The following is a 23,295-nucleotide window of genomic DNA, read 5'->3' on the forward strand; positions in this document are numbered from 1 at the left end:
AATCCTAAAATTTCTCATAAATTTTTTAAAACAGAAAATTTAATTAATGCTTATTTTTTCTAAATTTAAAAATAAAAATTCCAAACTTTATGCCAAATTTACTTTGAATGCCTATCTAGCGTAAATCTAAAGTCAAATTTAAATGAATTTAATCTTATTAAATATTACCAAACTACGCTCTAATCGCACTTAGCTTTAATAAAGTTTAATTTAAAAAACTAATTAGACTATTTTAATAAAAAAGTCGTATAATCTAGTTAGTGAATATCTTACTTCAAAGGAGAGAGCATGAAAAATTCAGGTTTATCTAGAAGAGATTTTGTGAAATTTAGCGCTATCGGAGCCACGGCACTTGGCATGGGCGCTACAAATTTAATGGCCAGCCCAATGAACGAAAAAGATGTCAAATGGGACGAGGAGTATGACGTAGTCATCATCGGCTCAGGCTTTGCAGCTCTTGCGGCTGGTGTGACATCAGCTAAAAAAGGCAACAAAGTCGTCTTGATCGAAAAGATGGGCCGCACAGGTGGCAACTCTGTCATCAACGGCGGAATTTTTGCCGTTCCAAATAGCGACATGCAAAAGAAAGCTGGTATCAAAGATAGCACCGAACTATTTATCAAAGACTGCTTGAAAGCAGGACGCGGCATCAACCACGTTGATCTTTTAGCAAAGATCGGCGAGAGAGCGCAAGATGCTTACAAACTCACACTTGATTGTGGTGCAAAATATATCGATCAGATCACTCACGCAGGCGGTCACTCAGTGCCAAGAAGCCTTCAAACAGAGGTCGGTAGCGGCGCTGGCATCGTACTTCCTATGACTGCGACATTTGAAAAATTAGAAGGCGCGTCTATCAAAAAAAGGACAAAATTTGATGATTTTGTCTTTGACGACAAGGGCGCAGTTGTGGGCGTCATCGTCAGAGAAAACTACAAATTTGATGGCAATTTGATGAGTGACGATGTCGAAAACAAAGGCGGCGATACAAAATATATAAAAGCTAAAAAGGGCGTTGTGCTAGCAGCTGGTGGCTTTTGTAGAGATAAAATTTTTAGGCGCCTTCAAGATCCAAGGATCACACCTGAGACAGACTCAACAAACCAACCAGGCTCAACAGCGGGCGCGCTTTTAGCAGCATTTAGAGCGGGTGCTTATCCAGTTCAGCCAAGCTGGATCCAGTACGGCCCATGGGGATGTGCCGATGAGACAGGCTTTGGCGTGGGATCGATGTTTAACGTAAATGGCGCTTTTCCATTTGGAATTTCAGTCAATCCAAGAACTGGCAAACGCTACATGAACGAGCTAGCTGACCGCAGGACAAGAACTGAAGCGATGTTTAAAGTCATCCATGAAAAAGGCGAAGACGATAAAAACTTCCCTATCAACTTCTGCGACTCAAGAGCCCTTCCTCACATGCTCCCAGCTCACTATGAAAAGGCTATCGCAGCTGGAATTTGCAAGAAATTTGACACACTTGATGCCTTGGCAGCTGAGTATAAGATCCCAGTTGATGAGCTCAAAAAAACGGTCGCAAGATACAACGAATTTGTCAAAAAAGGCGTTGATGAGGACTTTGGCAAGCCAGTTGTTGCGACTACGACAAAGGGTATTGATATTTCGGTTCCGCCGTTTTACGCAGAGCGTGGCACGCCAAAAGTTCACCACACAATGGGCGGCCTAAATATCAACACAAAAGCTCAAGTCATGAACTCTCAAACAGCTATGCCTATACCAAATTTATATGCAGCTGGCGAGATCACTGGCGGCGTTCACGGAGCCAGTCGTCTAGGATCAGTGGCTATAACTGATTGCTTGACATTTGGTATGATCGCTGCTGAGACTATCGGCTAGAAAGAAGTGGCAGGCGTTTGCTTGCCACTATAAATTTTTAAATCTATAAACCCCGTTTTTTACTCGCTCAAAAATTTTCTTCTCTTCAAGCAGCTTAAACGTGCTTATCACGGTTGGTTTGCTCACATTTAGCTTCTCGCAAATTTCTGAAATTTTAAGCATGATAAAGCCATTTTCATCGCTTAGCTCGCAAAGTAAATTTATGATCTCTACCTTTTTCTCGCCAAGAAGCGCCTTGTAAATTTCTTTGTCTAGCCCCAAATTTTATATCCTATCGCTACGCACCAAAGCGCGCCACATAAGAAATTTGCGATCATCACGGCCGCACTTCCAGCGTCCTTTGCCGCCTTTGCTAGGGCGTGATAGTCTGGGCTTGCAAGATCAGTCACTCGCTCTAGGCCCGAGTTTAAGCACTCGCAAACTAGCACAAATGCCATGCTAAAGATCAAAAATAGGTTAAAAATAAGGTCAAATTTCCAAAAAAATAGCGAGATCGTAGCTATCAAAAATATGCAAATTTCTATGCGAAAGCTCTTTTCGTTTTTAAAAATTTCAGCCAAACCCTCTCTTGCGTAGCCAAAATTTTTAAAAAATTTATACTCTGGCTGGTTTCTCATAACTTTCCTTTTTGTGATTTTTGGCATAATTATAATTAAAAAAAGGATGAAATTTGAAACTTATTAGCTGGAATGTAAATGGGCTGCGCGCAGTCGTGGCAAAAGATGGCTTTGGCTGGCTTGATGAGGTTAGGCCTGATTTTTTGGGACTGCAAGAGATCAAGGTCAAAGAGGACGACGTGCCAAAAGAAATTTACAACCTTGGCTTTAAAGATATAAGTGTAAATTCAGGCGCAAGAGCAGGATATTCTGGTGTGATGAGCCTTGCTAAATTTGACGTGCAAACGCAAAAGGCGGCCTTTTTTGACGACACGGAGGGGCGAGTTTTGGAGCATAGATTTGATGATATCGTGCTTTTTAACATCTACTTTCCAAACGGCCAAAAGGACGACGAGAGGCTAGCTTACAAGATGGACTTTTACGAGAAATTTCTAGCTTACTGCAAAGAGCTAGTAAAAAGTGGCAAAGAGGTGATATTTTGTGGCGACGTAAATACCGCTCACCGCGAGATCGACCTGAAAAATCCAAAGGCAAACGCCAAAACTTCGGGCTTTTTACCTATCGAGCGCGCGTGGATAGATGAGGTGCTAAAAGGTGGCTTTATAGATACATTTAGAGCCGTAAATGGCGACGTTGCGGACGCTTACTCGTGGTGGAGCTACCGCTTTAACGCAAGGGCTAAAAATGTCGGCTGGAGGATTGATTATTTCTTCATCTCGCAAGGGCTAAAAGATAGGCTAAAAGACGCCTTTATCCTGCCAGAGATCACTGGCAGCGACCACTGCCCAGTTGGCATAGAGATAGAAATTTAGAGCACTCCCTCTTCTAACAGGTGGGTGATGAGAATTTTAAAGCCAAGAAATATAAGTATCGCTCCGCCTAAAAAGAGCGCCTTTTTCTCCAAAATTTCACCCATAAATTTACCGATGTAAAAGGCGGCTAGGCTTAGCACAAAGCAGACTACGCCGATGATGAGCGCACTCTCAAATACATTAACCGCTTCAAAGCTAAGCGTGACGCCAACGGCAAGTGCGTCTATGCTAGTGGCAAATGCGCCTACAAAAATGGTCTTAATATCCATGCCCAAAGAGTCGCTATCCTCGCTGCTGCAGGCCTCTTTTAGCATTTTAAAGCCAAGAAAGCAGAGTATAAAAAAGGCGATAAAGTGATCAATGGAGCTTATAAATTTAGCAAAGCTAATGCCTAAAAAATAGCCAATAAGCGGCATGAGAAACTGAAAAAATCCAAGCATGAAGGCTATAAATAAAATTTTGCCAAGGGCAAGACTTTTATACCTTGCGCCGTTTGCCATATTTAGCGCTGCGCTATCCATACTAAGAGCGAAGCTAAGAAGTAAAATCTGCATAAATTCCCCTAAAAATGGCGAATTTTAGTGCAAAAAGATTAAATTTATTTTAAGCGTTTAGATATTTTTTGTATGATTTTGCTTTAAATTTGTAAAAAGGAGAGAAGATGAAAAGATCTCTTGTTATTCTTTGTGGCGCGCTTGTTTTAAATTTACAAGCCGCAAGCATGGATGATATGATAAATAAAGGCGTGAAAATCGCCACTCACGCATCAAGCGGCGACTACAAAAGTCTAGTTAGTGAGGCGCTAAATGCTGCTGTTAGCGAGCTTTCAAAAGAGGGCTTTATAAACAACGCGACAGCTAAAATTCCACTCCCAAAAAGCCTTGAGATGGCGTCAAATTTAGCCAAAAAAGTGGGCGGCGAGAAGTGGGCGCAAGACCTTAGCAAGTCGATAAACAACGCTGCGACCACGGCCGTGCCAAAGGCTGCTGAAATTTTTAGCGAGAGCATAAAAAATATGAGCGAGGCAGACATCAAAAAGCTCTTTAATGGCGGCAACGACAGCGTTACGAAGTATTTGCAACAAAGCTCCAGCCAAAAGCTAAAGGCGGCATTTACGCCGATAATTGAGAAAATGATGAGCGATAATAGCTTTGCGACTGCGTATAATGGGCTAAATTCTTTCATCGGCAACTCAGCAAAAAACAACGAAACGATAAAATCGGTAAAGAGCCTAGCTAAAAATTTAGGCGCAAGCGAATATGTGCCAGATGAGAGCGAGGATATAAACGCTTATATCACGAGAAAGACGCTAGATGGGCTATTTAACGTGATGAGCGAGAAGGAAAAGGGGCTAAGAAGCGGCTTTAGCCTAGATAGCGGCAAAAAGGTGCTTGACTCGATATTTAAATGAGAAATTTAAGCGCTCAAAACAAAGCCGACATCGCTCTTATCGTAGTTGCCGTCGTTTGGGGCGCTACGTTTTTACCCATGGCAAATGCACTAAAGACAAATGGCGTCTTTGTCATGCTTTTTTGCCGGTTTTTTCTCTCGGCTATCTTTATGGGCTTTGTCGCGCTTAAATTTACTAAGAAATTTGATAAAAAGAGCGTCTTCTACGGCGTTATCCTTGGTGCGGTGCTGTTTTCGTCATTTACAACGCAGACTTACGCCCTAAAGCTTACATTTAGCTCGAGCGTCGCCTTTATCACGGGGCTTGAGTGTGTGATAGTCCCTTTTATGGCGGCGGTGTTTTTTAAAAATAAGATAAGTATTTTTGCAATTTTAGGCGCACTCATCGCTATTTTTGGGCTTTGGCTCTTAAGTGGCGCCACGCTCGCACTTGGGGCTGGCGAGGCACTAGCGCTTGTTTGCGCCATATTTTACGCACTTTACACGACGCTAAATGGCCACTTTGTAAGAAAGAGTGAGCTTTGTTTGCTAGTCTTTGTGGTCTTTCTCACAAATGCCCTGTTTTCACTTGTTTTTGCGCTTTTTCAGGGCAGTATCGTGCCAAATTTCTATAGGGAATTTTTCATAGCGATATTTATCACGACGGTGATTGGCACCATATTTTGTTACTTTGTGCAAACGATCGCCCAAAGATATACGACCGCTAGCAAGGCGGCCTTGTTTTTCTGCCTAGAGCCAGTCTCTGCTGGGCTGATCGGCTACTTTTTTGCTGGTGAGATACTTAGTATCTGGCAAATTTTTGGAGCCATGCTCATCATCTTTGGCGTCATTTTTAGCGAATTTGGCAAGCAAATTTGCTCTAAATTTAAGCCTTAAAAGACAAAAAGCTTCATTTGAGAGTCAATTTTCTCATCTATAAACTCGCCGTCAAATCTCTCTTTTAACATCGCTAAAACCGCCTTTTCATCGTAGTTTTTAGCTCCGTTTATCTCAAGGTGCCAGCAGATATTTTCAGCTGCCTCTTGCACGCTTCGTCTAGCGATCCTAGTTTCGTTTAAAATTTCGCTTTTGTAAGCGATGCCTTGCTCGTTTAGCCACGCTTCAAGCCTATCTACTATGTTTTTTTGCGAGAGCGTGCGGCCAAATTTTTCAAAAAATGGCTCAAGTAGGTCAGAGCTTCTAGGCTTGTCCCAGCCAAGATAGAGCTTTTGCTTGGCGCAGTTTTGAAATTTAGCAAAATCTTCATCGCTCGCAATGGCTGGGCTCATCGTGCAAATAGCGATATCAAAGTGCCCTTTAGGCTTAAATTCTCTCCACGAGCAAACCTCGCTACTTAAATTTGTCACGCCAAATCTCTTTGCATCTTCGTTTAAAATTTCTATCATCTTTTCAGAGCTATCTATGCCAGTTACGCTTTTGGCGGTTTTGGATAAAAATATGCTCCAAACGCCCGTGCCACAGCCGATATCTAAAATTTCTTTGCCGCTAAAGCTAGCTCCCCAAGCCAAGGCTTTGGCAAAAATTTGCTGCTGGATAGCGCTGATCTTGCCGTCAAATCTTTGGTAGTTTGACGCCTTTTTATCCCATAAATTTTGCATTTTAGCTCCTCTTTTTGGTTATAATTTTAGCAAAAAAGGTCAAAAATGAGAGATTTTATATATCGCGTCATCATCCCGCCACAAGCCATCGACATGCACGGACATATGAATAATGTCTATTATTTCACGCTTATGCAAGAGGCCGCATTTGCCCACTCTGCCGCTGTTGGCGACACAGTCGCGGCGCAGTATAAAAGGGGTGAAATTTGGCTCATTAGAAAAAATGAGATCAAGTATATAAAGAGCGTAAAAATGATGGATGAGGTCTTTATCCACACCTACACGCAGGCCGATGGCAAGGCCACTTCGAGCAGGTATTTTGAGTTTAAAAAGGATGGAGAGCTAATAGCAACTGGCAAGACCGAGTTTGTCTATATCGATCTAAAGACAAACCGCCCAAAAGCTATCCCAGCCGAGATCATCGCGCTTTACTCGTGATCACACTCGTCGCAAACGCCCTTTATCACGGCACTTTTTATATTTTTAGCGACGTTTAGGTGGGGCATATCGATGTTTGTCACCTTGTGGCAGACGTCGCAGATGAAATAGGCTTTGGCTTCATTTGCCAGCTCGTAGTAGCTCTTGTGGTTGTTTTCGGTTTTTATCACGAGATTTTCTTTTTCGAAAATTTCCATACTTCTATAAAAGGTCGTTTTATTTGCGTCAAGGCTCTCTAAAATTTCGTCGTAGCTTAGCGGCGCTTTGGCGCTTTGCAAAATTTCAACAAGCTTTATGCGAAGCGTCGTAGCCTTGATATTGTGCTCTTCTAGGAAATTTCTCGCGTTCATCTTTGCCCTTTTTATTTTGCGTATATTAACGCTAAAAGATTTAAACTATATTTAAAAGAAAAGGCTAAATTTAGGCTTTTGAACTTTAAGTTGCAACCAAGTTGCATTTTGCTAAACTTCGCAATTATTTTTTAAAGGAGAGATAATGAGAAAAATTATCGTTTTTTTAGCTGTATGTGCTTTGTCTCTTTTTGCAAAGCCGGTTGTTACTACTAGCATACTGCCAACGAAATTTTTCGTCGAGCAGATCGCTGGAGATACGCTAGATGTAAATACGATGGTTGGCAAAGGGGCTGATCCGCACACCTACGAGCCAAAGCCAAAGCAGATGAAGGAGCTTGAAAAGAGCGAGCTTTACTTTGCTATCGGCATCGAGTTTGAGGATGCGTGGCTTGATCGCTTCTCAAAGACATTTAAAAATTTACGCATCGTAAAGACGCAAGAGGGCATCGAAAAGATCGCTATGAGCGAGGAGCATGAACATGAAGAGCACCATGAGCACAAGCACGAGGGCGAACATAAACATGAGCACCACGACCATGGCGCTCACGACCATCATGATCACCATTACCACCATGACGGGCTTGATCCGCACATCTGGCTTGACCCTATCCTAGTAAAAACTCAGGCTGATAACATCGCAAAGGCGCTAATAGAGAAATTCCCGCAAAATGCAAAGCTTTATGAGGAGAATTTGGCTAAATTTAAAGCTAGCCTTGACGAGCTTGATGGCTTTATCAAAAACTCCCTAAAAGATGTCAAAACTCGCGAATTTATCGTATATCACCCATCTTGGGGCTACTTTGCAAAGCGCTATGACCTAGAGCAGATCGCTATCGAGGTAGAGGGCAAAGAGCCAAAGCCAGCTGAGCTAAAAGAGCTCATCGAAGAGGCTAAAGAGCATGGTGTAAAGGTCATTTTCGTCGCTCCGCAGTTTCCAACAAAGGCTGCAAATTTGATCGCAAAAGAGACTGGTGCAAAGGTCGTCACGATAGACCAACTGCCTGAAAACTGGTTAGCCGAGATGAAAAAAACGGCTGAAATTTTCGCTAAGAGCCTATAAAAATGTTAGCACGCCTGATCGTCATTTGCCTACTAGCCATAAATGCCTTCGGGTGTGCTCTATGCTCGCTTTACAGCCCCACAGCCCACGTTGGGGCGAAATTTATCGCACACGAAAACAACATCACACAGATAGCTTTTACTTGGACATTTTCGCAAAATTTCTCAGAGCTGATGAAGCAAAATTTTGATCTCAATCAAGATGAAAAGATAGACGAAAAAGAGCTAAGAAAGATCCGCTTAAATTTACTAGACTACCTCGTGCCAAGGCACTATCTAACGGACATTGAGTACTATTACAAAGACGAAAATGCTACAAAAATCGAGCTAAATTTAAATGAGTATAAGCTCTATTTTGACGAGGGTAGGCTTAAATTTGATGTGAGTTTTAAGACAAATTTAGTGGTCGCTGACGGTCTTGTCGTATCTGTTGATATGGAGGATAAAGAGGGCTATTTTAACTTCAAATTCACGCAAAGCGACGCATTTTTGGTGGGTGAAAGCTTCTGGGCGATACCAAATTCAAACTCAAATTTGATATTTTTTACATTTTCAAGCAAAGAAGCGGCCAAAGCTCACAACGAAAAGCCAGCGCTTAAAGAGCTGCTAAAAGAGCCAGTAGCAGGCGTGAGCGATGAAAATTTAAGCCAGATAGATAAGATCGATGAGGCTAAATTTGACATCGTCTCAAAAACTAGCCTAAGCTTGCTTGATAGGCTAAAGCAAATTTTAAGAAGCGTGGATTACAAAAGTCCGCTTGCGCTGCTATTTTTAGCGTTTATCTCATTTGGCTATGGCTTCTTGCACGCTGCTGGCGCAGGTCATGGCAAGGTGCTAACAAGCTCATATTTTGCCGCAACTGGTGGCAGCTACAAAAGGGCGTTTTTATTTGCGTTAAAGATCGGCTTTTTGCATGTTGTGGGTGCATTTGTCTTTGTCTTTGCTAGCTTTTTGCTGCTTCGAGAGGTGAGTAACGACCTTACAAAGGACACTGCTAGCATAACGACCGCGTTTTCAGGGGTCGTGATATTTTTTGTGGCGATTTTTATGCTCGTTAAAAAGGTTAAATTTTATCTTTTAAACAAAAAAGAGGCTAAATTTTATATTTTTAGCTCAAATTTGAACCAAAATTTGAGTAAAAATACAAAATTTACAAGTGAATGTGGCTGTCAAATTTGCTCTACTAAAAAGCCAAAGAGCAAAGAAGAGTGGCTGGTGGCGGCCGCTGCGGCTCTTGTGCCCTGTCCTGGCACGATACTAGTCTTTGTGCTGGCAAATGAGATAGGCAGCTACTTTGCAGGTGTGATAAGTGGCTTGTTTATGGCGCTTGGCATGAGTGTGGTGATATTTGTAGCGGCAGTTTTTGGCTCAAAGATCAGCACGAACATTAAGCTAAAAAAGTTTAAAATCTACGCAGAATTTGCAGCCCTTGGCATCATGCTTTGGCTTGGACTTTTCATTTTTGTCACGACATTTACGCAAAAGAGCCTATTTTGAAAGATATTATAAAAATTAGAAATTTAAACTTTAGCTACGATAAACAAGTCGTTTTAGAGGACATAAATTTAGACTATAGTAGCGATGAGTTTTTAGCGATAATTGGCCCAAATGGCGGAGGCAAAAGCACGCTTTTAAAGCTCATTTTGGGCCTGCTTAAGCCTCAAAGTGGCGAGATCAAGCTCTTTGGTAAAGAGCCAAGCGAGGTAAGTAAATTTATAGGCTACGTGCCGCAAAATTTCCTCTCAAATCAAAGCTTTCCGATGATGGTTTTAGAAGTCGTTTTGATGGGATTAATCGATAAAAAAATCTTTGGTTTTTACTCAAAAGATGAAAAAGCTCTAGCACTAAGTGCCCTTGAAAAGGTCGGCATGAGTGAGTTTGCAAACGCGAGGATCGGCGAGCTAAGTGGCGGTCAAAGGCAGCGCGTCTATATCGCTAGAGCGCTTTGTGCAAATGCAAAAGTGCTCATCCTAGACGAGCCAACAGCCAGCATCGACACAAAAGGGCAGGCTGAAATTTATGAAATTTTAAAGGGGATAAACGCAAGCGGCGTTGGCGTGGTTTTAGTTAGTCACGACCTAAATATCGTGCTAAATTACGCTACAAAGATCGCTTACGTGAGTAAAAATTTACACATTCATAAAACGCATGAAAACCTTGCTAAGAGGGAATTTATCGAGCATCTAGCTAGAACGCATAGCCATTTTTGTGATGTCGAGATCGCACTTGGCGAGTGTGGCTGCGAAAAGACAAAGAGCAATATTTTTAAATTTTAAAGAGAGAAAATGAGCGAAATTTTAGAGTTAAATTTTATGCAAAATGCCTTTATTGCGAGCATTTTAGTAAGCATAATATGCGGCATGATAGGCTCGCTTGTCGTGATAAACAAGATGACCTTCATCGCTGGAGGCATCGCACACGGCGCATATGGCGGCATAGGACTTGCCTTTTTCTTCTCTCTTGAGCCGCTGCTTGGAGCGAGCATATTTTCGCTGCTTCTAGCGCTCATAATAGCCACGATTACGCTAAAAGATAAGACAAACATAGACTCTGTAATAGGCGCTATTTGGGCGATTGGCATGGCGATCGGTATCATTTTTATCGACCTCACACCTGGCTATAACGCCGATCTTATGAGCTATCTTTTTGGCTCGATCCTTGCAGTTAGTGGCACAGATATCGCATTTATGAGCTTTTTAGACCTCTTGTTTTTGGCGCTCATCTCACTTTTTTACCGCCAGTTTGTGGCGATCAGCTTTGATGCGGAGTTTGCAAAACTTCGCGGGGTAAATACCACTTTTTTTCACTATCTGCTAGTTTGTATGATGGCGCTTTGCGTGGTGGCTACGATCCGCGTCGTGGGGCTAATACTTGTCATCGCACTACTTACCATACCGCCATATATTGCGCAAATTTTCGCCAAAAGACTTGGACTAATGATGCTAATCTCAACCATTTTTTCTATCATTTTTTGCTTTATCGGCCTTGTGATCAGCTTTTATTTCAATCTCACAGGTGGAGCTAGCATCATCTTAGTCGCCTCACTTTGCTTTTTTGCATTTAGCTTTAAATTTAAAAGCTTGCGCTCGTAGCTCTTTTTAACCTAAAAAGCGTCCAAGCCAAAAAGCAAATCGCCGTAAAATAGACGCTAAAAAATAGCGCTAGCCACATAAATTTGATCTCAAGCCCCAGCCAAAAGACCACCGCGTAAAAAAGCGAGCATTGAAGCACGAGCTGTCTAAAGCCATTTAGCAAAAAGATCGCTACTGGGCGTTTTATCGCCTGCAAAGTGCTGCCTGAGATGTTTATCGTGCCGTAAGCCATGTAGGCAAGTGAGTTGATGCCAAGGTAGAGCTTTGCCACTTCTAGCACGGCTGGCGTGCCATCAAAGAGTTTGATCGCGCTCTCGCCAAAAAGCCTTATAAAGATGTAGGCAAAGACGCAGTAGATGAGCAAAAAAAGAAGCGATAGTTTGTAGCACTGCAATACTCTTTGAAAGCTCTTAGCGCCGTAGTTTCTTGAGACGATGCTAAGCACTCCTGCTGCCATGCCGATGGTTGGAAGTACTAAAATTTGCTCGATCCTTAAAGCTATGCCATAACCTGCCACTGCATTTACGCCGTAAAAGCTCACAAATTTTAAAAGCACGAGCGAGCCAAGCGACATTGAGAGGTAGTTTAGGCAAGCTGGCAAGGCTTGCTTTAGTATCTTTGCCCAGACGGCGAAATTTGGTACGAAGTAGCCTAAATTTCTAGGATCTATCATCTTGCTCTTTCTAACTTTAAAAAAGAGATAGATCATACCTAAAAACTGCACGCTAGCCGTCGCTAGAGCAAGGCCCTTTACGCCAAGAGCAAAGCCAAAGGCAAAAAGATAGCAAAAAAATGCGTTGATAAAAAGGCCGCAAAATAGCCAGTTGCGGTAGCTTTTAGTATCGCCAAGCGCGACTAGAACGCCGTTAAGCGACTTTATAAGCAAGAAAAATGGAGCTGCAAGAAAGATGACACCAGCGTAGTCAAGCGCCTCTTTGATGTAGTGGTGATCGGCGCCTAAAAGAATTAGTAAATTTGGTGCTAGTAAATAGCCACATAGCCCCATAAAAATGGCAAAAAGAAGCACAAAGATGATGCCATTTGAGGCGTAAAGTTTAGCCATTTTTGGTTTGTTTGCGCCTAGGCTGTTGCCAATTAGCGCGGTGAGTGCCGAGCCAAAGCCAAGCCCGATGCCAACGATGCTTAGATAGAGCAAAAAGCTCATCGCCATGCCAGCAACTGCTATGGTAGAAATTTTAGCTGCGAAAAATGTGCCAGTGACGTTGTAAAGGGTGTTAAACATCATACCCACACCAGCTGGCAGCGAGAGTGAGATGATGAGCCCTTTTAGCGGGTCTTTTAGTAGGTCCAAGCTGCCTTCTTGTTAAATTTCATATGAGCTAAGTTCTATCAAATTTCCATCAAAATCGTAAATATATAAACTCTTCATTGCTCCCAGAGCCCCATTTCGCCTAACGACGCCAAGCTCGATCTCTACGCCTTTTGCAAGAAGCTCTGAGCGCACGTCTTCTATCTCGTCTTCAATTATCAAGCAAATGTCAGCACTACCCTTTGTTGGGTGCTTTGCCGCAGGTAAAAACTCGCCCTCAAACCTATGTAAATTTATCTTTTGTGAGCCAAAATTTAGGCTAATGTGACCGTCTTTCTGAGCTAGTCGCATGCCTAAAATGTCGCAGTAAAATTTAAGCGCCTCTTCAACGTCGCTTACTACAAGCACGATGTGGTCTAAATTTTTTATCTGCATTTTGGCTCACATTTTTTATTTTTGATCTCTTAATGCCCTTTTTCTAGCGTAGATATTTAGGCATTCAACCGCTAGCGAGAAGCCCATCGCAAAGTAGATGTAGCCTTTTGGCACATGCACACCAAAGCCATCAAGTATGAGCGCAAAGCCAACTAGCACCAAAAATGCTAGTGCGAGCATTTTTATGGTTGGGTTGTTATCGACAAATTCTGAGATCGCCTTTGAGGCAAACATCATCACGCCAACTGCGATGATGACAGCAAGTATCATGATATCGATGTGCTGAGCCATGCCAACTGCGGTGATAACGCTATCAAGCGAAAAGACTATGTCTAAAATGCCTATCTCAAGGATAGTCGCGAAAAATCCTGGATGAGACTTGCTCTCGTGAGCCTCTTCATGCTTGCCAGTGACGTTTGCGTGGATCTCCATTGATGATTTTACTATCAAAAATAGACCGCCTATTATGAGCACCAGATCGCGTCCAGTGATGCTAAGCTCACCTATGCTAAAGAGCGGCTTTGTAAGCTTCATGATCCAAAATAGCGAAAGTAGCAGGATGATCCTAGTGATCATCGCAAAGCCAAGCCCTAAAATGCGGCCTTTGCCCCTTTGCTCTGGTGGCAGTTTGCCTACTAAAATGGCTATAAATATGATGTTATCTATGCCTAAAACTATCTCCAAGCCAGTTAGCGTAAGTAGCGATATCCACGCCTCTGGCGAACTCAACCATTCAAACATTTACTTCCTTTGTTAAAATTTTTATTATGCTCTCAGGCAAAATTTCATGCTCTATGGCGTGAATTTTAGCCTCCCAAGCCTCCAAGCTCATGCCGTCCTCGCGCTCAAACGCCCTTTGCGCGATCAGTTTGCCCCCGTCAAGCTCCTCGCTCACGTAGTGCACGCTGACACCGCCTATCATCATATCGCTCTCAAAGCTCTCCTTTATCGCATGCGCGCCCTTAAAAAGCGGTAGGATAGATGGGTGAAGGTTTATGGCTTTTATCTGCGCCGTAAAACCTGGCGTTAGTATCCTCATGAAGCCTGCAAGCACCGTTAGATCGGCCCCGCTTTTTAAAATTTGCTCCACCAAAACAGCGTCAAATTCCTCACGTTTGTCAAATTTAGCGCTCTCTATTATCGTCGTTTCAAGTCCAAATTTCTTAGCTCGCTCGATGCCAAAAGCACCAGGCTTGTTGCAGATACAAAGGCAAACTTCGATCTTTACGCCGTTAAAAATTTGATTATGAACTTTTTTAAGTATCGCTTCTAAATTTGAGCCACTGCCGCTAAAAAGCACGGCTATCTTTTTCGTAAGCATTTTACTCCTTTGATGATGTCTGTTGGCTCGAGCGCATAGCTGTTTTTGTCAAAATTTCTAAGGCTAAGCGCATGAGCTAAAGTGGCTGAGATGGCAGCATTTAGTGGCTCGTAGCCTTGAGCCAAAAGTGCTAGCACAAGGCCGCTTAGCACGTCGCCACTGCCGCCTTTTGCAAGCGTGTTTTTGCCATAAGGCATGACGTAAATTTGCCCATCTTTGGCGATTATGGTGTTTGCCCCTTTTAGCACAAGCACAGCCTTAAATTTCTCGCTCCAAGCCTTAGCGTAAGCGTATCTGTTTTCTTGCAAGGTTTGCACATCTATATCGGCTATTTTGCAAATTTTTAAAAGCGAGCAAAACTCCTTTGGATGAGGCGTCAAGACGCAGTTTTCGCTTAGCAAGTCAAGCACTTTTGGGCTATAAAAGATATCAGCGTCAAGCACAAGCTTTTTACCTTTTAAAATTTGCACCTCAAGCTCTTCTACGCCCCTTTTGCCAAGCCCCATGCCAAGGGCTCCAGCGTTCATTTTCTCGCTTATCTTGCTAGCTTGCATGATATGCGTTGGTAAATTTAAACCCTGCTCGCCTATCACGCTAACTAGCCCAGCTCCAAAGGCAAATGCCGCCTTTGCGCAAAGCTTGCTAGCTCCCACGTGCTCGCCAGATATGATAAATGCATGGCCAAAGTTGCCCTTATTTACGCACTGATTTTTTCTATTTGGAAGCACGAGGTCGCGTTTTTCAAGCAAGTGATAGTCGCTTTCGCACTCGTAGTTTTGCGCGCTTATGCCAAGAGTGGCGAGCTTTATTTTGCCAACGTAGTCCTTTGCCGCGTCGCTATAAAGAGCTAGCTTTCTAGCTCCCATCGTGATCGTCGCATCTGCTTTTACGCAAGCGCCAAGCACCTTGCCATCGCTACTTAGCCCGCTTGGCACGTCGCAAGCGATGATGTAAGCGGGGTTAGCGTTTATTTTTGAGATTAACTCTATGTGCGTTTCGTCTAAATTTCTATTTAGCCCTGAGCCAAAAAGCCCGTCTATGACGCATTTTGCGCTATTTAAGCTATTTTCTACATCTTTGCTCTCTCGCACACCAGCAAATTTAGCCCTTTCGAGCTGCTTGGTGGCTAGTGGCTTTAAATTTTTACTAGCTAGGATAAATTCACACTCATACTCGCCCTCTAGCATCCTTAAAGCGCAAAGCACGTCAGCGCCGTTGTTTCCACCACCGCAAACGCCAAGCACCCTCTTGCCTTTTTTAAATTTCTTACGGATGAAATTTGCTATGGCTGCGGCTGCATTTTCCATCAAGAGCTCTTCGCTAAGGTCAAATTTCTCGCCTGCTCTCTCGTCTAAAACTCTCGTATCTAAATATAAATTTTTCATTTTATGCCCTAAAACTAAGCGCCTCTAGGATGTGGGGCTTTAAAATTTGCTCGCTCTCATCAAGATCGGCGATGCTTCTAGCTACTCTAAGCGTCCTTTTTATGCCCCTTTGTGAGAGGTTGTACTTCGTGGCGGCCTTTTGTAAAATTTCACTCGCCTCGGCGTTTAACGTGCAAAATTTAGCCACCTGCGCGTCATTTAGCTTACCATTTAGCTCATCTTGAGCGCGCTTTTTTTGAAAGATAAAGGCTTTTAAAACCATATCGCTCATCTGCTGTGAGCTTAAACTTGCCTTGTCGCCTGGCGAGCTCTCATCCATCGCGACCTTTAGGTCTATGCGGTCAAGCACTGGGGCTGAAATTTTGGCTTTGTAGTTTTTTATCTCATTTTCGCTGCATTTGCAGTTTAGGTTGCGAGAAAACAAATTCCCACAAGGGCAGGGGTTTTGAGCGGCTACGAAGATAAATTTAGTCTCATAAGTCACTTTTGAATTTACCCTTGCGATGTGGATTTGATTGTTCTCAAGTGGCTCTCTAAGGCTTTCTATCACCTGTTTAGCAAAGTGTGGGAACTCGTCAAAAAATAGCACTCCGCCATTTGCAAGTGCGATCTCGCCGATCTTTGCGACGTTTGAGCCTCCGCCAAAGATCGAGCTTTTTGTCGAGGTGTGATGTGGCGAGCGAAAGGCTCTAGTGCTTGTAAATTCGCTATCTTGCAAATTTAGCGAGCGGTAGGCGGCGGACTTTAGCACCTCTTCTAGGCTTTGTGGCGCCATGATATAGACGAGGCGTTTTGCGCACATGCTCTTGCCGCTGCCTGGGCTGCCTTCAAATAAGATATTGTGCATGCCAACAGCTGCGATGACGCAGGCTCTTTTGGCTCTTTCTTGACCCAAAACGTCCTTAAAATCAAGCTCGAAATTTAAATTTGGAACGTATCTTTTGCCAGAAATTTCTATCACATTTGAAAATAGCTCGTGTGTGGCGCTAAAATGCGTGCTTTTAGCAAATTCTGCGTCGCTAAAAAACTTTATCGCCTCCTCTAGTGTGCTAACGCCATAAACCTCTAAATTTGGGATCATCGAAGCTTTGGCGGCTATCTCACTAGGCACTAAAATTTTTGCCTTTTGCACCTGCGTGCTTAAAAAAAGTAGGATCGAAAACAAATTTGCCGTGCTTTTTACACTGCCGTCAAGTCCAAGCTCGCCAAAAACAAAAATTTTCTCCAAGCTTTTTGCCTTTTGAAGAGCGATTAAAAGGGCGATACTTAGATCAAAATGTGAGCCACTTTTTGGCAGGTCTGAGGGGGATAAATTTATGGTTATTTTTTGCGCTGGAAAGGCAAAGTCAAGCGCTAAAAGTGCCGCCTTTACGCGCTCTGTGCTCTCTTTGATGCTGGTGCTTGCAAGGCCCACGATGCTAAAGCCAGGAAGCCCACGCGAAAAGATAGACTCAACATCAATGATCTTTAGTCCGTCGCCGTAAGTAGCACATTTTAGGGACTTCATGATGTCTTTTCTTTTTTCTGCTTTTTGTATTCCTTGTCGAATTTTTTGCGTTTGTTAAAGCCTATTTTTTCTATAAAAAGATGTCCGTCTAGGTGGTCATTTTCATGCTGGATAGCGATCGCTAGTAGCCCATCAGTTTTTAAGGTCTGCTCTTTGCCAAAGCGGTCTTGAAATTTGATGCTAACGACCTCACTTCGTTTAACGTCCTCATAGTAGCCAGGCACGCTAAGGCAGCCCTCTTGATAGACGCACTCGCCCTCACGTAGCTCAAATTTTGGGTTTATGATCTCGATTAAATTTTCTCTATCTTGCACACCCTCTTCGTTGGCTAAATTTATGATAAAAATTCTCTTTGCAACGCCTATTTGTATGGCCGCAAGACCGATGCCTTCTTTTGCGATCATCGTCTCATACATATCATCAAGAAGTTTGTGAAGCTTCTCATCGAAAACCTCAACCTCTTTTGAAATTTCATAAAGTTTTTTATTTGGATAGGATAAAACTTCTAGGATCAAACTAATTCTCTGCTTTCTCGTCTAAAAATAGTGGCTCATTTAGGTCTTGGTTGGTCTCTAGCTTGTCAAGCGCGTGAGAGAGCAGCTCTTCGGTGCTCTTTGTCTTTGAGATCATGCTTGAGACGATCTGCACATCTAGTTTGCACTCTTCGTTGTCGATCTTCCAAGGCATAGATGAGAGCATGTTTAAAATTCTAGCGCACGCTTGCTTTGTGCCATTTTCGTCGGTGTATTTCATCACCATAGCAAAGCAGCCATCTCCGTAGTGTGCGACTATATCGCTTCTACGTGAAGTTCTTAAAAGAAGCTGCGACATGCTTTTAAACATATTGTTTCGCTCTTTTAAATTTTTAACTCGGTTTGCAAATTTATCTTTTATCTTGACAAGTAAAAATGAGGCATTATAGCCGTAGCGCCTAACAGACTCGATCTCGCTGCTTATGGTCGCTACTAGAAATTTCTTGTTATAGACCTCGTAGGTCGTGTCATAGATCGACTGCTCTTCGATTGCCTTAAACATCTTGCCGACCTCTTCGTAGCTCATCTTGATGACGTCAAGATGCTTGTCCATGAGATCGTTTAGTTTGATGAGGTCTTGGTTAAAGGCGCTTAAGACATTTTGCAGTGCAAGGACGTTTGTGTTGTTTTTAAGCCCATCCATGCGCTTTTGCACTAGACCTCTCATAACGCCTAAATTTTTATAGATGAGCACGACTGCTTGAAGCATGCTCTTTATCTGGATAAAGCCTTGTTTTACCTCTTTTTCGATAGAGATGTTGCCATTTGTCGGCACTGAGCTTTCAGAATTTGCCACAATGATATCGCCGATCTCTTTTCTAAACTCATCTGACTGCCCATCAAGCATCTTTTCAAAGTAGATAGAGTAGTTTGTCGGCGTAGATGGGACGTTGTCGTCACTTAGCTCGTGCAAAACGTCCTCTGAAAATTTATAGATATTTACCTTTTCTTTTTTGACAGCTGGTTTTGCTTCAGCTGCTTTTCTTTTTGGATCTGGTGCGTTATCTATCTTTATCACTTTGGGCCTTATTTAAAACTTTTCTCCAAAATTTTATCGACAAGTCCGTACTCTTTAGCTTCAGCTGAGCTCATAAAAAAGTCGCGCTCAGTATCTTTTACGATCTTGCTTAGTTTTTGACCTGTATTTTTTGCCAAAATTCCATTTAAAATTTCTTTCAAACGTAAAATTTCACGAGCTTGTATCTCTATATCAGTCGCTTGTCCTCTAGCACCGCCAAGTGGTTGGTGTATCATGATACGAGAATTTGGCAGTGCATATCTCTTGCCAGGTGCGCCACAGCTTAGTAAAAATGCGCCCATACTAGCAGCCTGACCGATGCAGATAGTGCAAACATCTGGCTTTATGTAGTTCATCGTGTCATAGATGCTAAAGCCACTTGTTATCACGCCGCCTGGTGAGTTTATGTAAAGGTAGATGTCTTTGTCTGGGTCTTCAGCCTCTAAAAATAGCAGCTGAGCGACGATAGAAGCAGCCATGCCGTCCTCTATCTCGCCACTTAGCATAACGATCCTATCTTTTAAAAGACGGGAGTATATATCATAGCTTCGCTCACCTCTGCTAGTTCTTTCAACTACGACAGGAACGTAATAGCTCATTACTCAGCCTTCTCTTTTTTGCTTGCTTTTTTCTCGTCTTTTTCTTTGTTGAAAAGCTCGCTAAATAGCTTCTCTTCGATCATCGACATCTTTATAGCTGGAAGCATGCCTTGGTTGCGGTACATCTCAAGGTGTGCTTTTGGATCTTGACCGCTTCTATATGCCTCAAAATAGATCGCTTGAACAACCTCTTGATCGCTCACTTTCACGCCTCTTACGCGAGCTAGCTCATCGATAATGAAAGTTAGGCGAACGCTATTTTCAGCGTCTTTTCTAAACTCATCACGTTTTTTAGCTAGAGCGTCTTTGTCTTCTCTAAATTTCTTCATATCGTCTGGAGTAAATGAGCTCCATGCGTTTCTAAACTGCATATCGATCTCTTGCTCGACGATATTTTTTGGCACGTCAAATTTAAATTTCTCAACCGCAGCTTCAGCAAATTTTGGTTTTAGCTCTTCGTTTATAAGTTTATAAATTTTCTCTTGGCGAATTTGCTCTTTTATGCGCTCTTCAAGTAGCTCTTCAGTTGGTTTTTCTTCGTTTGGAAGGATAGTTTTTAGCATCTCTTCATCTAGTTTTTCAGGGATCTTTCTCTCTTGAATTTCATGAAGTTTGACTTTAAAAACAGCGTCTTTGCCAGCTAAATGTGCAGCGCCGTAGTTTTCTGGGAATTTAACCTCGATATCTTTTTCACCGCCAGCTTTTATGCCTACCATGCCATCTTCAAAGCCTGGGATGAATTGGTTTGAGCCGATCTCAAGCACGTAGTTTTCAGCCTTGCCACCTTCAAATGCAACGCCATCAACAAAGCCTTCAAAGTCAAATTTAGCAAAATCGCCAACTTTTAGGCCTCTTTTGCTCTCTACTTTTTCAAGTGGAGCTATCATTTTTAGAAGCTCAGCTTTTTTCTCATCGATATCTTTTTTCAAAACGCGTGGGTTTGAAAACTCAGGTATCAAGCTCTCATAACCGCTCACATCGACGCTTGGTTTAAATGAAACTGTTAGCTCAACATCGATCTTGTCATCTTTTCTGTCAAATTTTGAAACGATAGGCTCGCCGATAAGGTCGTCATTTTTCTTGCCTGCTTTTTTGATAGCCTCTTCGACTACATCTCTTAAGACATCTTGCTCAGCGTCGTTTGTCAGCTCTTTCTCGTAGCGTTTTAGCACGACAGCGACTGGCACATGGCCTTGTCTGAAGCCATCTACTTTCATAGTTTTTGCCGCTTTTTTTGCTAGTTTTTCTACACTAGACTTTATAGCATCTGCACTTATGGTTGTGCTTGCTAGGGTATTTACGCTATCTAGAGCTTTTGTTTTGATTTCCATCGAATTCCTTTATGAATACAAATTTTTAGCCCAAAATATAGCAGAATTTTCCTTATTTCATTGTAAATTTGTAAATTTTTATAGATATAAAAGGCGTTTTAACGTAGAATTTGGCGATAAAATTATGGAGAAAATTTATGCAAGAGAGTTTTGAAAATTCAGTTAAAAATATGCTAACTATCATCGGTGAAGATCCAAACAGAGAGGGGCTTATCAAAACCCCAGAGCGCGTTTATAAAGCTTTTAAATTTCTAACTAGCGGATACGATCAAGACCCAAAAGAAGTCCTTGGTGACGCTCTTTTTACTAGCTCAAATAACGAAATGGTTTTAATGCGAAACATCGAGTTTTACAGCCTTTGCGAGCACCATTTGCTGCCTATCATCGGCCGCGTGCATGTGGCCTACATCCCAAATGGCAAGGTCGTTGGCCTTAGTAAAATTCCACGCATGGTAAATATCTACGCCAGACGCTTGCAAATTCAAGAGCAGATGACCGAGCAGATCGCAAAGGCGCTTGAGGACGTTATCGCTCCAAAAGGCGTTGGAGTAGTCGTCGAAGCTAGGCACATGTGCGTTGAGATGAGGGGTGTGGAGAAGATAAACTCGACTACTACGACCTCTGCGCTTAGAGGCTGCTTTATCAAAAACGCAGACACAAGACGAGAGTTTTTCTCGCTGATAAATTCGCCTAGGGAAACGCATTTTTGAGCTTAGAGCGCATAAATTCAAGGCTTAAAGAGGGCATGAAGCTCTCAAATACCTTTGGCGTCATCACAAAGATCACAGCTACTACGATAGAGATCACCGGACTTCGCCCAAGTATCGGTGACATCGTACGCATAGTGGCAAAAGACAAGAGTAAAAACGGCCTTGGCATGGTCACGCAGATAAAGACAGATGGCGCTTATATCAGCCCATTTGGCTTTGTCGAGGGCTTTAGGATAGGCGACTTTGTCTATGAGAGCGATCAGGGCATGAGCATACCGGTGGGGCCAAATTTACTTGGTCGCGTGGTCGATCCATTTATGAAGCCCATTGACGGCAAAGGGGCGATTGATACGACTGAATATATGCCGATCATGAGAGCACCCATAGATGCGATGAAAAGGGGGCTTATAAACGAGCCTTTTAGCGTTGGTATAAAGACGATAGATGGGCTGCTTACTTGCGGCAAAGGGCAAAAGCTGGGAATTTTCGCAGGTTCAGGCGTGGGCAAATCAACCCTCATGGGGATGATCGTAAAAAATACGCTAGCTCCCATAAAAGTAGTCGCGCTAATAGGCGAGCGTGGCCGTGAGGTGCCCGAATTTATAGAAAAAAACCTAGGCGGCGACCTAGAGGGCACGGTAATCATCGTAGCGACCAGCGATGATAGCTCGCTCATGCGAAAATACGGCGCATTTTGTGCGATGAGCGTGGCTGAATACTTCAAACAGCAGGGCAACGACGTACTTTTCATCATGGATAGCGTCACTCGTTTTGCGATGGCACAGCGTGAGATCGGCCTTGCGCTTGGCGAGCCACCGACTTCAAAGGGCTATCCGCCAAGCTCGCTCACACTCTTGCCACAGCTAATGGAGCGCGCTGGCAAAGAGGAGGGCAAGGGCAGTATCACGGCGTTTTTCACCGTGCTAGTCGAGGGCGATGATATGAGCGACCCGATAGCTGACCAAAGCCGCTCTATCCTAGACGGCCACATCGTGCTAAGCCGCGAGCTAACGGACTTTGGCATCTACCCACCTATCAATATCCAAAACTCAGCCTCGCGTGTCATGGGCGACGTGATCGGCAAAGAGCACAAGCTAAATGCGATGAAATTTAAGCGACTTTACTCGCTTTTAAAAGAAAATGAGGTCTTGCTTCGCATCGGCGCATATCAAAAGGGCAGCGACAAGGAGCTTGACCTTGCGATCTCGAAGAAAGAATTTATGGAGAGCTTTTTAAAACAAAGCTCAGAAGAGGCCTTTGCGCTTGAAGAGGTTGAAGAGCTACTTGATAAGATCAATCAGTAAAATTTCTCTATAAATTTGACTACTAAAATTTCATAGCCTTTTATTAAAAATATCGGTAAATTTTGCTTTTTTTGGTGCGAAAAGTGTTGTTGCAAAAGTCGCGGAAGCGTGTTTGAAATTTACTGGGTTTTTGGGGTTAAATTTCATGAAGTGGGTGGCTTTTGTGTTAGGAAAAATGATAAAGCGTTATAAAAAATAGTCACGCTAACGCTTCAAATGGCGGATAAAATTTAAAATTTTTGGGATTTTTGGCAAAAATGCTTGTATGTAAAAATGTGGTAGTAAATTTAAATTGGTGTGAGTGGGATTTGTCTTGCTTATTGCTCTTGCACATTTGCATAGATAAAAACAAAATTTAATGCAAAAGCATACGCAACTAGAGTTATGCACTTTGTGCGCTTTATGTTTAAGGCATAGTGGATAAATTAAAATTTTGCGTTTTTTGGATAAAAAATACCATTTTGTAAAGGCCAAGGGAGTAAATTTATGCTAGTGCCTATAAGTTGGTATCTGCCAAGCTGTAGTTTTTCGCTCAAATTTAATAAAAAAGCAAAATTTCACACTTTGACCTGCAGCCATCTACTTTAATGAAAAAGCCCGCAATAGATGAAAAAGTAGGGTAGTTATAGAACGGATAAAATTTTAAAAT

General features: G+C 42.7%; 26 protein-coding genes. 11 read left to right on the forward strand and 15 right to left on the reverse strand.

Annotated features, from left to right (window positions below; all coding sequences use genetic code 11):
* Positions 1-288: 288 nt before the first annotated feature.
* Positions 289-1,854 carry a flavocytochrome c gene (locus tag CVS86_RS05015; protein ID WP_021083834.1) on the forward strand — a complete coding sequence of 522 codons (1,566 nt, stop codon included), beginning with the start codon at positions 289-291 and terminating at the stop codon, positions 1,852-1,854.
* 27 nt (positions 1,855-1,881) lie between these two features.
* On the opposite strand, the gene CVS86_RS05020 is transcribed toward CVS86_RS05015, so the two are convergent.
* The gene (locus CVS86_RS05020) at positions 1,882-2,115 is read right to left on the reverse strand and encodes a winged helix-turn-helix domain-containing protein (RefSeq protein ID WP_107791181.1); all 234 of its coding nucleotides are present in this window, start codon (positions 2,113-2,115) and stop codon (positions 1,882-1,884) included.
* Positions 2,106-2,471, reverse strand: coding sequence for a diacylglycerol kinase (locus CVS86_RS05025; protein ID WP_103644018.1), 366 nt, complete (start codon positions 2,469-2,471; stop codon positions 2,106-2,108). Before CVS86_RS05025 ends, CVS86_RS05020 begins: the two co-directional genes overlap by 10 nt.
* Before the next feature lie 53 nt (positions 2,472-2,524).
* On the opposite strand from CVS86_RS05025, the gene CVS86_RS05030 reads away from it, so the two are divergent.
* The gene (locus CVS86_RS05030) at positions 2,525-3,283 is read left to right on the forward strand and encodes an exodeoxyribonuclease III (protein ID WP_107791182.1); all 759 of its coding nucleotides are present in this window, start codon (positions 2,525-2,527) and stop codon (positions 3,281-3,283) included.
* On the opposite strand, the gene CVS86_RS05035 is transcribed toward CVS86_RS05030, so the two are convergent.
* Positions 3,280-3,837 (reverse strand): manganese efflux pump MntP family protein, encoded by a 558-nt coding sequence (locus CVS86_RS05035; RefSeq protein ID WP_107791183.1) that lies wholly within the window; start codon positions 3,835-3,837, stop codon positions 3,280-3,282. The two genes, CVS86_RS05030 and CVS86_RS05035, sit on opposite strands and share 4 nt — an antisense overlap.
* A 107-nt stretch (positions 3,838-3,944) precedes the next feature.
* On the opposite strand from CVS86_RS05035, the gene CVS86_RS05040 reads away from it, so the two are divergent.
* Both CVS86_RS05040 and CVS86_RS05045 read left to right on the forward strand, forming a co-directional pair.
* Positions 3,945-4,694 carry a DUF4197 domain-containing protein gene (locus tag CVS86_RS05040; RefSeq protein ID WP_107791184.1) on the forward strand — a complete coding sequence of 250 codons (750 nt, stop codon included), beginning with the start codon at positions 3,945-3,947 and terminating at the stop codon, positions 4,692-4,694.
* A complete protein-coding gene (locus CVS86_RS05045; protein WP_107791185.1) occupies positions 4,691-5,569 on the forward strand; it encodes a DMT family transporter in 879 nt (292 codons plus the stop codon). Before CVS86_RS05040 ends, CVS86_RS05045 begins: the two co-directional genes overlap by 4 nt.
* Here CVS86_RS05045 and CVS86_RS05050 read toward each other — a convergent pair.
* Complete coding sequence (locus tag CVS86_RS05050) at positions 5,566-6,291, reverse strand: class I SAM-dependent methyltransferase (protein WP_107791186.1); 726 nt, start codon at positions 6,289-6,291, stop codon at positions 5,566-5,568. The genes CVS86_RS05045 and CVS86_RS05050 overlap by 4 nt on opposite strands.
* 45 nt (positions 6,292-6,336) lie before the next feature.
* On the opposite strand from CVS86_RS05050, the gene CVS86_RS05055 reads away from it, so the two are divergent.
* Positions 6,337-6,729 carry an acyl-CoA thioesterase gene (locus tag CVS86_RS05055; RefSeq protein WP_107791187.1) on the forward strand — a complete coding sequence of 131 codons (393 nt, stop codon included), beginning with the start codon at positions 6,337-6,339 and terminating at the stop codon, positions 6,727-6,729.
* Here the strand turns inward: CVS86_RS05055 and CVS86_RS05060 are convergent.
* Positions 6,720-7,079: a Fur family transcriptional regulator gene (locus CVS86_RS05060; protein WP_107791188.1), complete on the reverse strand. Its 360-nt coding sequence runs from the start codon at positions 7,077-7,079 to the stop codon at positions 6,720-6,722. The two genes, CVS86_RS05055 and CVS86_RS05060, sit on opposite strands and share 10 nt — an antisense overlap.
* A gap of 145 nt (positions 7,080-7,224) precedes the next feature.
* Between CVS86_RS05060 and CVS86_RS05065 the strand changes: the two genes are divergently transcribed.
* From CVS86_RS05065 to CVS86_RS05080, 4 genes are read left to right on the forward strand one after another with little or no spacing between them, the layout of a single operon-like run.
* A complete protein-coding gene (locus CVS86_RS05065; protein ID WP_107791189.1) occupies positions 7,225-8,142 on the forward strand; it encodes a metal ABC transporter solute-binding protein, Zn/Mn family in 918 nt (305 codons plus the stop codon).
* Between the two features lie 2 nt (positions 8,143-8,144).
* The gene (locus tag CVS86_RS05070) at positions 8,145-9,638 is read left to right on the forward strand and encodes a nickel/cobalt transporter (RefSeq protein WP_107791190.1); all 1,494 of its coding nucleotides are present in this window, start codon (positions 8,145-8,147) and stop codon (positions 9,636-9,638) included.
* Positions 9,635-10,417 (forward strand): metal ABC transporter ATP-binding protein, encoded by a 783-nt coding sequence (locus CVS86_RS05075; RefSeq protein WP_107791191.1) that lies wholly within the window; start codon positions 9,635-9,637, stop codon positions 10,415-10,417. The genes CVS86_RS05070 and CVS86_RS05075 overlap by 4 nt, the downstream gene beginning before the upstream one ends.
* Positions 10,418-10,426: 9 nt before the next feature.
* Positions 10,427-11,233 carry a metal ABC transporter permease gene (locus tag CVS86_RS05080; protein ID WP_107791192.1) on the forward strand — a complete coding sequence of 269 codons (807 nt, stop codon included), beginning with the start codon at positions 10,427-10,429 and terminating at the stop codon, positions 11,231-11,233.
* Here the strand turns inward: CVS86_RS05080 and CVS86_RS05085 are convergent.
* Genes CVS86_RS05085 through tig form a run of 10 tightly spaced genes read right to left on the reverse strand, consistent with a single transcriptional unit; the run spans position 11,214 to position 20,632 of the window.
* Positions 11,214-12,545: an MATE family efflux transporter gene (locus CVS86_RS05085; RefSeq protein WP_107791193.1), complete on the reverse strand. Its 1,332-nt coding sequence runs from the start codon at positions 12,543-12,545 to the stop codon at positions 11,214-11,216. The two genes, CVS86_RS05080 and CVS86_RS05085, sit on opposite strands and share 20 nt — an antisense overlap.
* A 12-nt stretch (positions 12,546-12,557) precedes the next feature.
* Entirely contained in the window at positions 12,558-12,938 is a 381-nt protein-coding gene (locus CVS86_RS05090; RefSeq protein ID WP_107791194.1) for a VOC family protein, read from the reverse strand.
* 15 nt (positions 12,939-12,953) lie between these two features.
* On the reverse strand, positions 12,954-13,679 hold the full coding sequence (locus tag CVS86_RS05095) for a TerC family protein (RefSeq protein WP_087581939.1): 726 nt from the start codon (positions 13,677-13,679) through the stop codon (positions 12,954-12,956).
* A complete protein-coding gene (gene purN, locus CVS86_RS05100) occupies positions 13,672-14,259 on the reverse strand; it encodes a phosphoribosylglycinamide formyltransferase (protein WP_107791195.1) in 588 nt (195 codons plus the stop codon). Before purN ends, CVS86_RS05095 begins: the two co-directional genes overlap by 8 nt.
* The gene (locus CVS86_RS05105; RefSeq protein ID WP_107791196.1) at positions 14,241-15,644 is read right to left on the reverse strand and encodes an NAD(P)H-hydrate dehydratase; all 1,404 of its coding nucleotides are present in this window, start codon (positions 15,642-15,644) and stop codon (positions 14,241-14,243) included. The genes purN and CVS86_RS05105 overlap by 19 nt, the downstream gene beginning before the upstream one ends.
* Before the next feature lies 1 nt (position 15,645).
* Positions 15,646-17,151 carry a YifB family Mg chelatase-like AAA ATPase gene (locus CVS86_RS05110; protein ID WP_107791197.1) on the reverse strand — a complete coding sequence of 502 codons (1,506 nt, stop codon included), beginning with the start codon at positions 17,149-17,151 and terminating at the stop codon, positions 15,646-15,648.
* The gene (gene def / locus CVS86_RS05115; protein WP_103614072.1) at positions 17,148-17,666 is read right to left on the reverse strand and encodes a peptide deformylase; all 519 of its coding nucleotides are present in this window, start codon (positions 17,664-17,666) and stop codon (positions 17,148-17,150) included. The genes CVS86_RS05110 and def overlap by 4 nt, the downstream gene beginning before the upstream one ends.
* 1 nt (position 17,667) lies before the next feature.
* Positions 17,668-18,702: a GGDEF domain-containing protein gene (locus CVS86_RS05120; RefSeq protein ID WP_021088789.1), complete on the reverse strand. Its 1,035-nt coding sequence runs from the start codon at positions 18,700-18,702 to the stop codon at positions 17,668-17,670.
* An 8-nt stretch (positions 18,703-18,710) separates the two neighbouring features.
* A complete protein-coding gene (gene clpP, locus CVS86_RS05125; RefSeq protein WP_004317374.1) occupies positions 18,711-19,301 on the reverse strand; it encodes an ATP-dependent Clp endopeptidase proteolytic subunit ClpP in 591 nt (196 codons plus the stop codon).
* Entirely contained in the window at positions 19,301-20,632 is a 1,332-nt protein-coding gene (gene tig / locus CVS86_RS05130) for a trigger factor (protein ID WP_107791198.1), read from the reverse strand. Before tig ends, clpP begins: the two co-directional genes overlap by 1 nt.
* A 137-nt stretch (positions 20,633-20,769) precedes the next feature.
* Between tig and folE the strand changes: the two genes are divergently transcribed.
* Together folE and fliI are read left to right on the forward strand one after the other, a co-directional pair.
* Positions 20,770-21,342, forward strand: coding sequence for a GTP cyclohydrolase I FolE (gene folE, locus CVS86_RS05135; RefSeq protein WP_004317386.1), 573 nt, complete (start codon positions 20,770-20,772; stop codon positions 21,340-21,342).
* Positions 21,339-22,646: a flagellar protein export ATPase FliI gene (gene fliI, locus CVS86_RS05140; RefSeq protein WP_103580368.1), complete on the forward strand. Its 1,308-nt coding sequence runs from the start codon at positions 21,339-21,341 to the stop codon at positions 22,644-22,646. Before folE ends, fliI begins: the two co-directional genes overlap by 4 nt.
* The last annotated feature ends 649 nt before the right edge of the window (positions 22,647-23,295 follow it).

Source organism: Campylobacter concisus (genome assembly GCF_003048605.1).
GTDB lineage: Bacteria > Campylobacterota > Campylobacteria > Campylobacterales > Campylobacteraceae > Campylobacter_A > Campylobacter_A concisus_BM.

Excerpts from the sequence above, each read along its gene's own strand:
- CVS86_RS05040 (WP_107791184.1), top strand. The coding sequence starts at position 3,945 with ATGAAAAGATCTCTTGTTATTCTTTGTGGCGCGCTTGTTTTAAATTTA.
- CVS86_RS05080 (WP_107791192.1), top strand. The coding sequence starts at position 10,427 with ATGAGCGAAATTTTAGAGTTAAATTTTATGCAAAATGCCTTTATTGCG.
- CVS86_RS05055 (WP_107791187.1), top strand. The coding sequence starts at position 6,337 with ATGAGAGATTTTATATATCGCGTCATCATCCCGCCACAAGCCATCGAC.
- CVS86_RS05065 (WP_107791189.1), top strand. The coding sequence starts at position 7,225 with ATGAGAAAAATTATCGTTTTTTTAGCTGTATGTGCTTTGTCTCTTTTT.
- CVS86_RS05025 (WP_103644018.1), bottom strand. The coding sequence starts at position 2,471 with ATGAGAAACCAGCCAGAGTATAAATTTTTTAAAAATTTTGGCTACGCA.
- CVS86_RS05070 (WP_107791190.1), top strand. The coding sequence starts at position 8,145 with ATGTTAGCACGCCTGATCGTCATTTGCCTACTAGCCATAAATGCCTTC.
- CVS86_RS05015 (WP_021083834.1), top strand. The coding sequence starts at position 289 with ATGAAAAATTCAGGTTTATCTAGAAGAGATTTTGTGAAATTTAGCGCT.
- CVS86_RS05095 (WP_087581939.1), bottom strand. The coding sequence starts at position 13,679 with ATGTTTGAATGGTTGAGTTCGCCAGAGGCGTGGATATCGCTACTTACG.
- folE (WP_004317386.1), top strand. The coding sequence starts at position 20,770 with ATGCAAGAGAGTTTTGAAAATTCAGTTAAAAATATGCTAACTATCATC.
- CVS86_RS05060 (WP_107791188.1), bottom strand. The coding sequence starts at position 7,079 with ATGAACGCGAGAAATTTCCTAGAAGAGCACAATATCAAGGCTACGACG.
- CVS86_RS05090 (WP_107791194.1), bottom strand. The coding sequence starts at position 12,938 with ATGCAGATAAAAAATTTAGACCACATCGTGCTTGTAGTAAGCGACGTT.
- CVS86_RS05050 (WP_107791186.1), bottom strand. The coding sequence starts at position 6,291 with ATGCAAAATTTATGGGATAAAAAGGCGTCAAACTACCAAAGATTTGAC.
- tig (WP_107791198.1), bottom strand. The coding sequence starts at position 20,632 with ATGGAAATCAAAACAAAAGCTCTAGATAGCGTAAATACCCTAGCAAGC.
- clpP (WP_004317374.1), bottom strand. The coding sequence starts at position 19,301 with ATGAGCTATTACGTTCCTGTCGTAGTTGAAAGAACTAGCAGAGGTGAG.
- CVS86_RS05035 (WP_107791183.1), bottom strand. The coding sequence starts at position 3,837 with ATGCAGATTTTACTTCTTAGCTTCGCTCTTAGTATGGATAGCGCAGCG.
- CVS86_RS05045 (WP_107791185.1), top strand. The coding sequence starts at position 4,691 with ATGAGAAATTTAAGCGCTCAAAACAAAGCCGACATCGCTCTTATCGTA.
- CVS86_RS05105 (WP_107791196.1), bottom strand. The coding sequence starts at position 15,644 with ATGAAAAATTTATATTTAGATACGAGAGTTTTAGACGAGAGAGCAGGC.
- CVS86_RS05110 (WP_107791197.1), bottom strand. The coding sequence starts at position 17,151 with ATGAAGTCCCTAAAATGTGCTACTTACGGCGACGGACTAAAGATCATT.
- purN (WP_107791195.1), bottom strand. The coding sequence starts at position 14,259 with ATGCTTACGAAAAAGATAGCCGTGCTTTTTAGCGGCAGTGGCTCAAAT.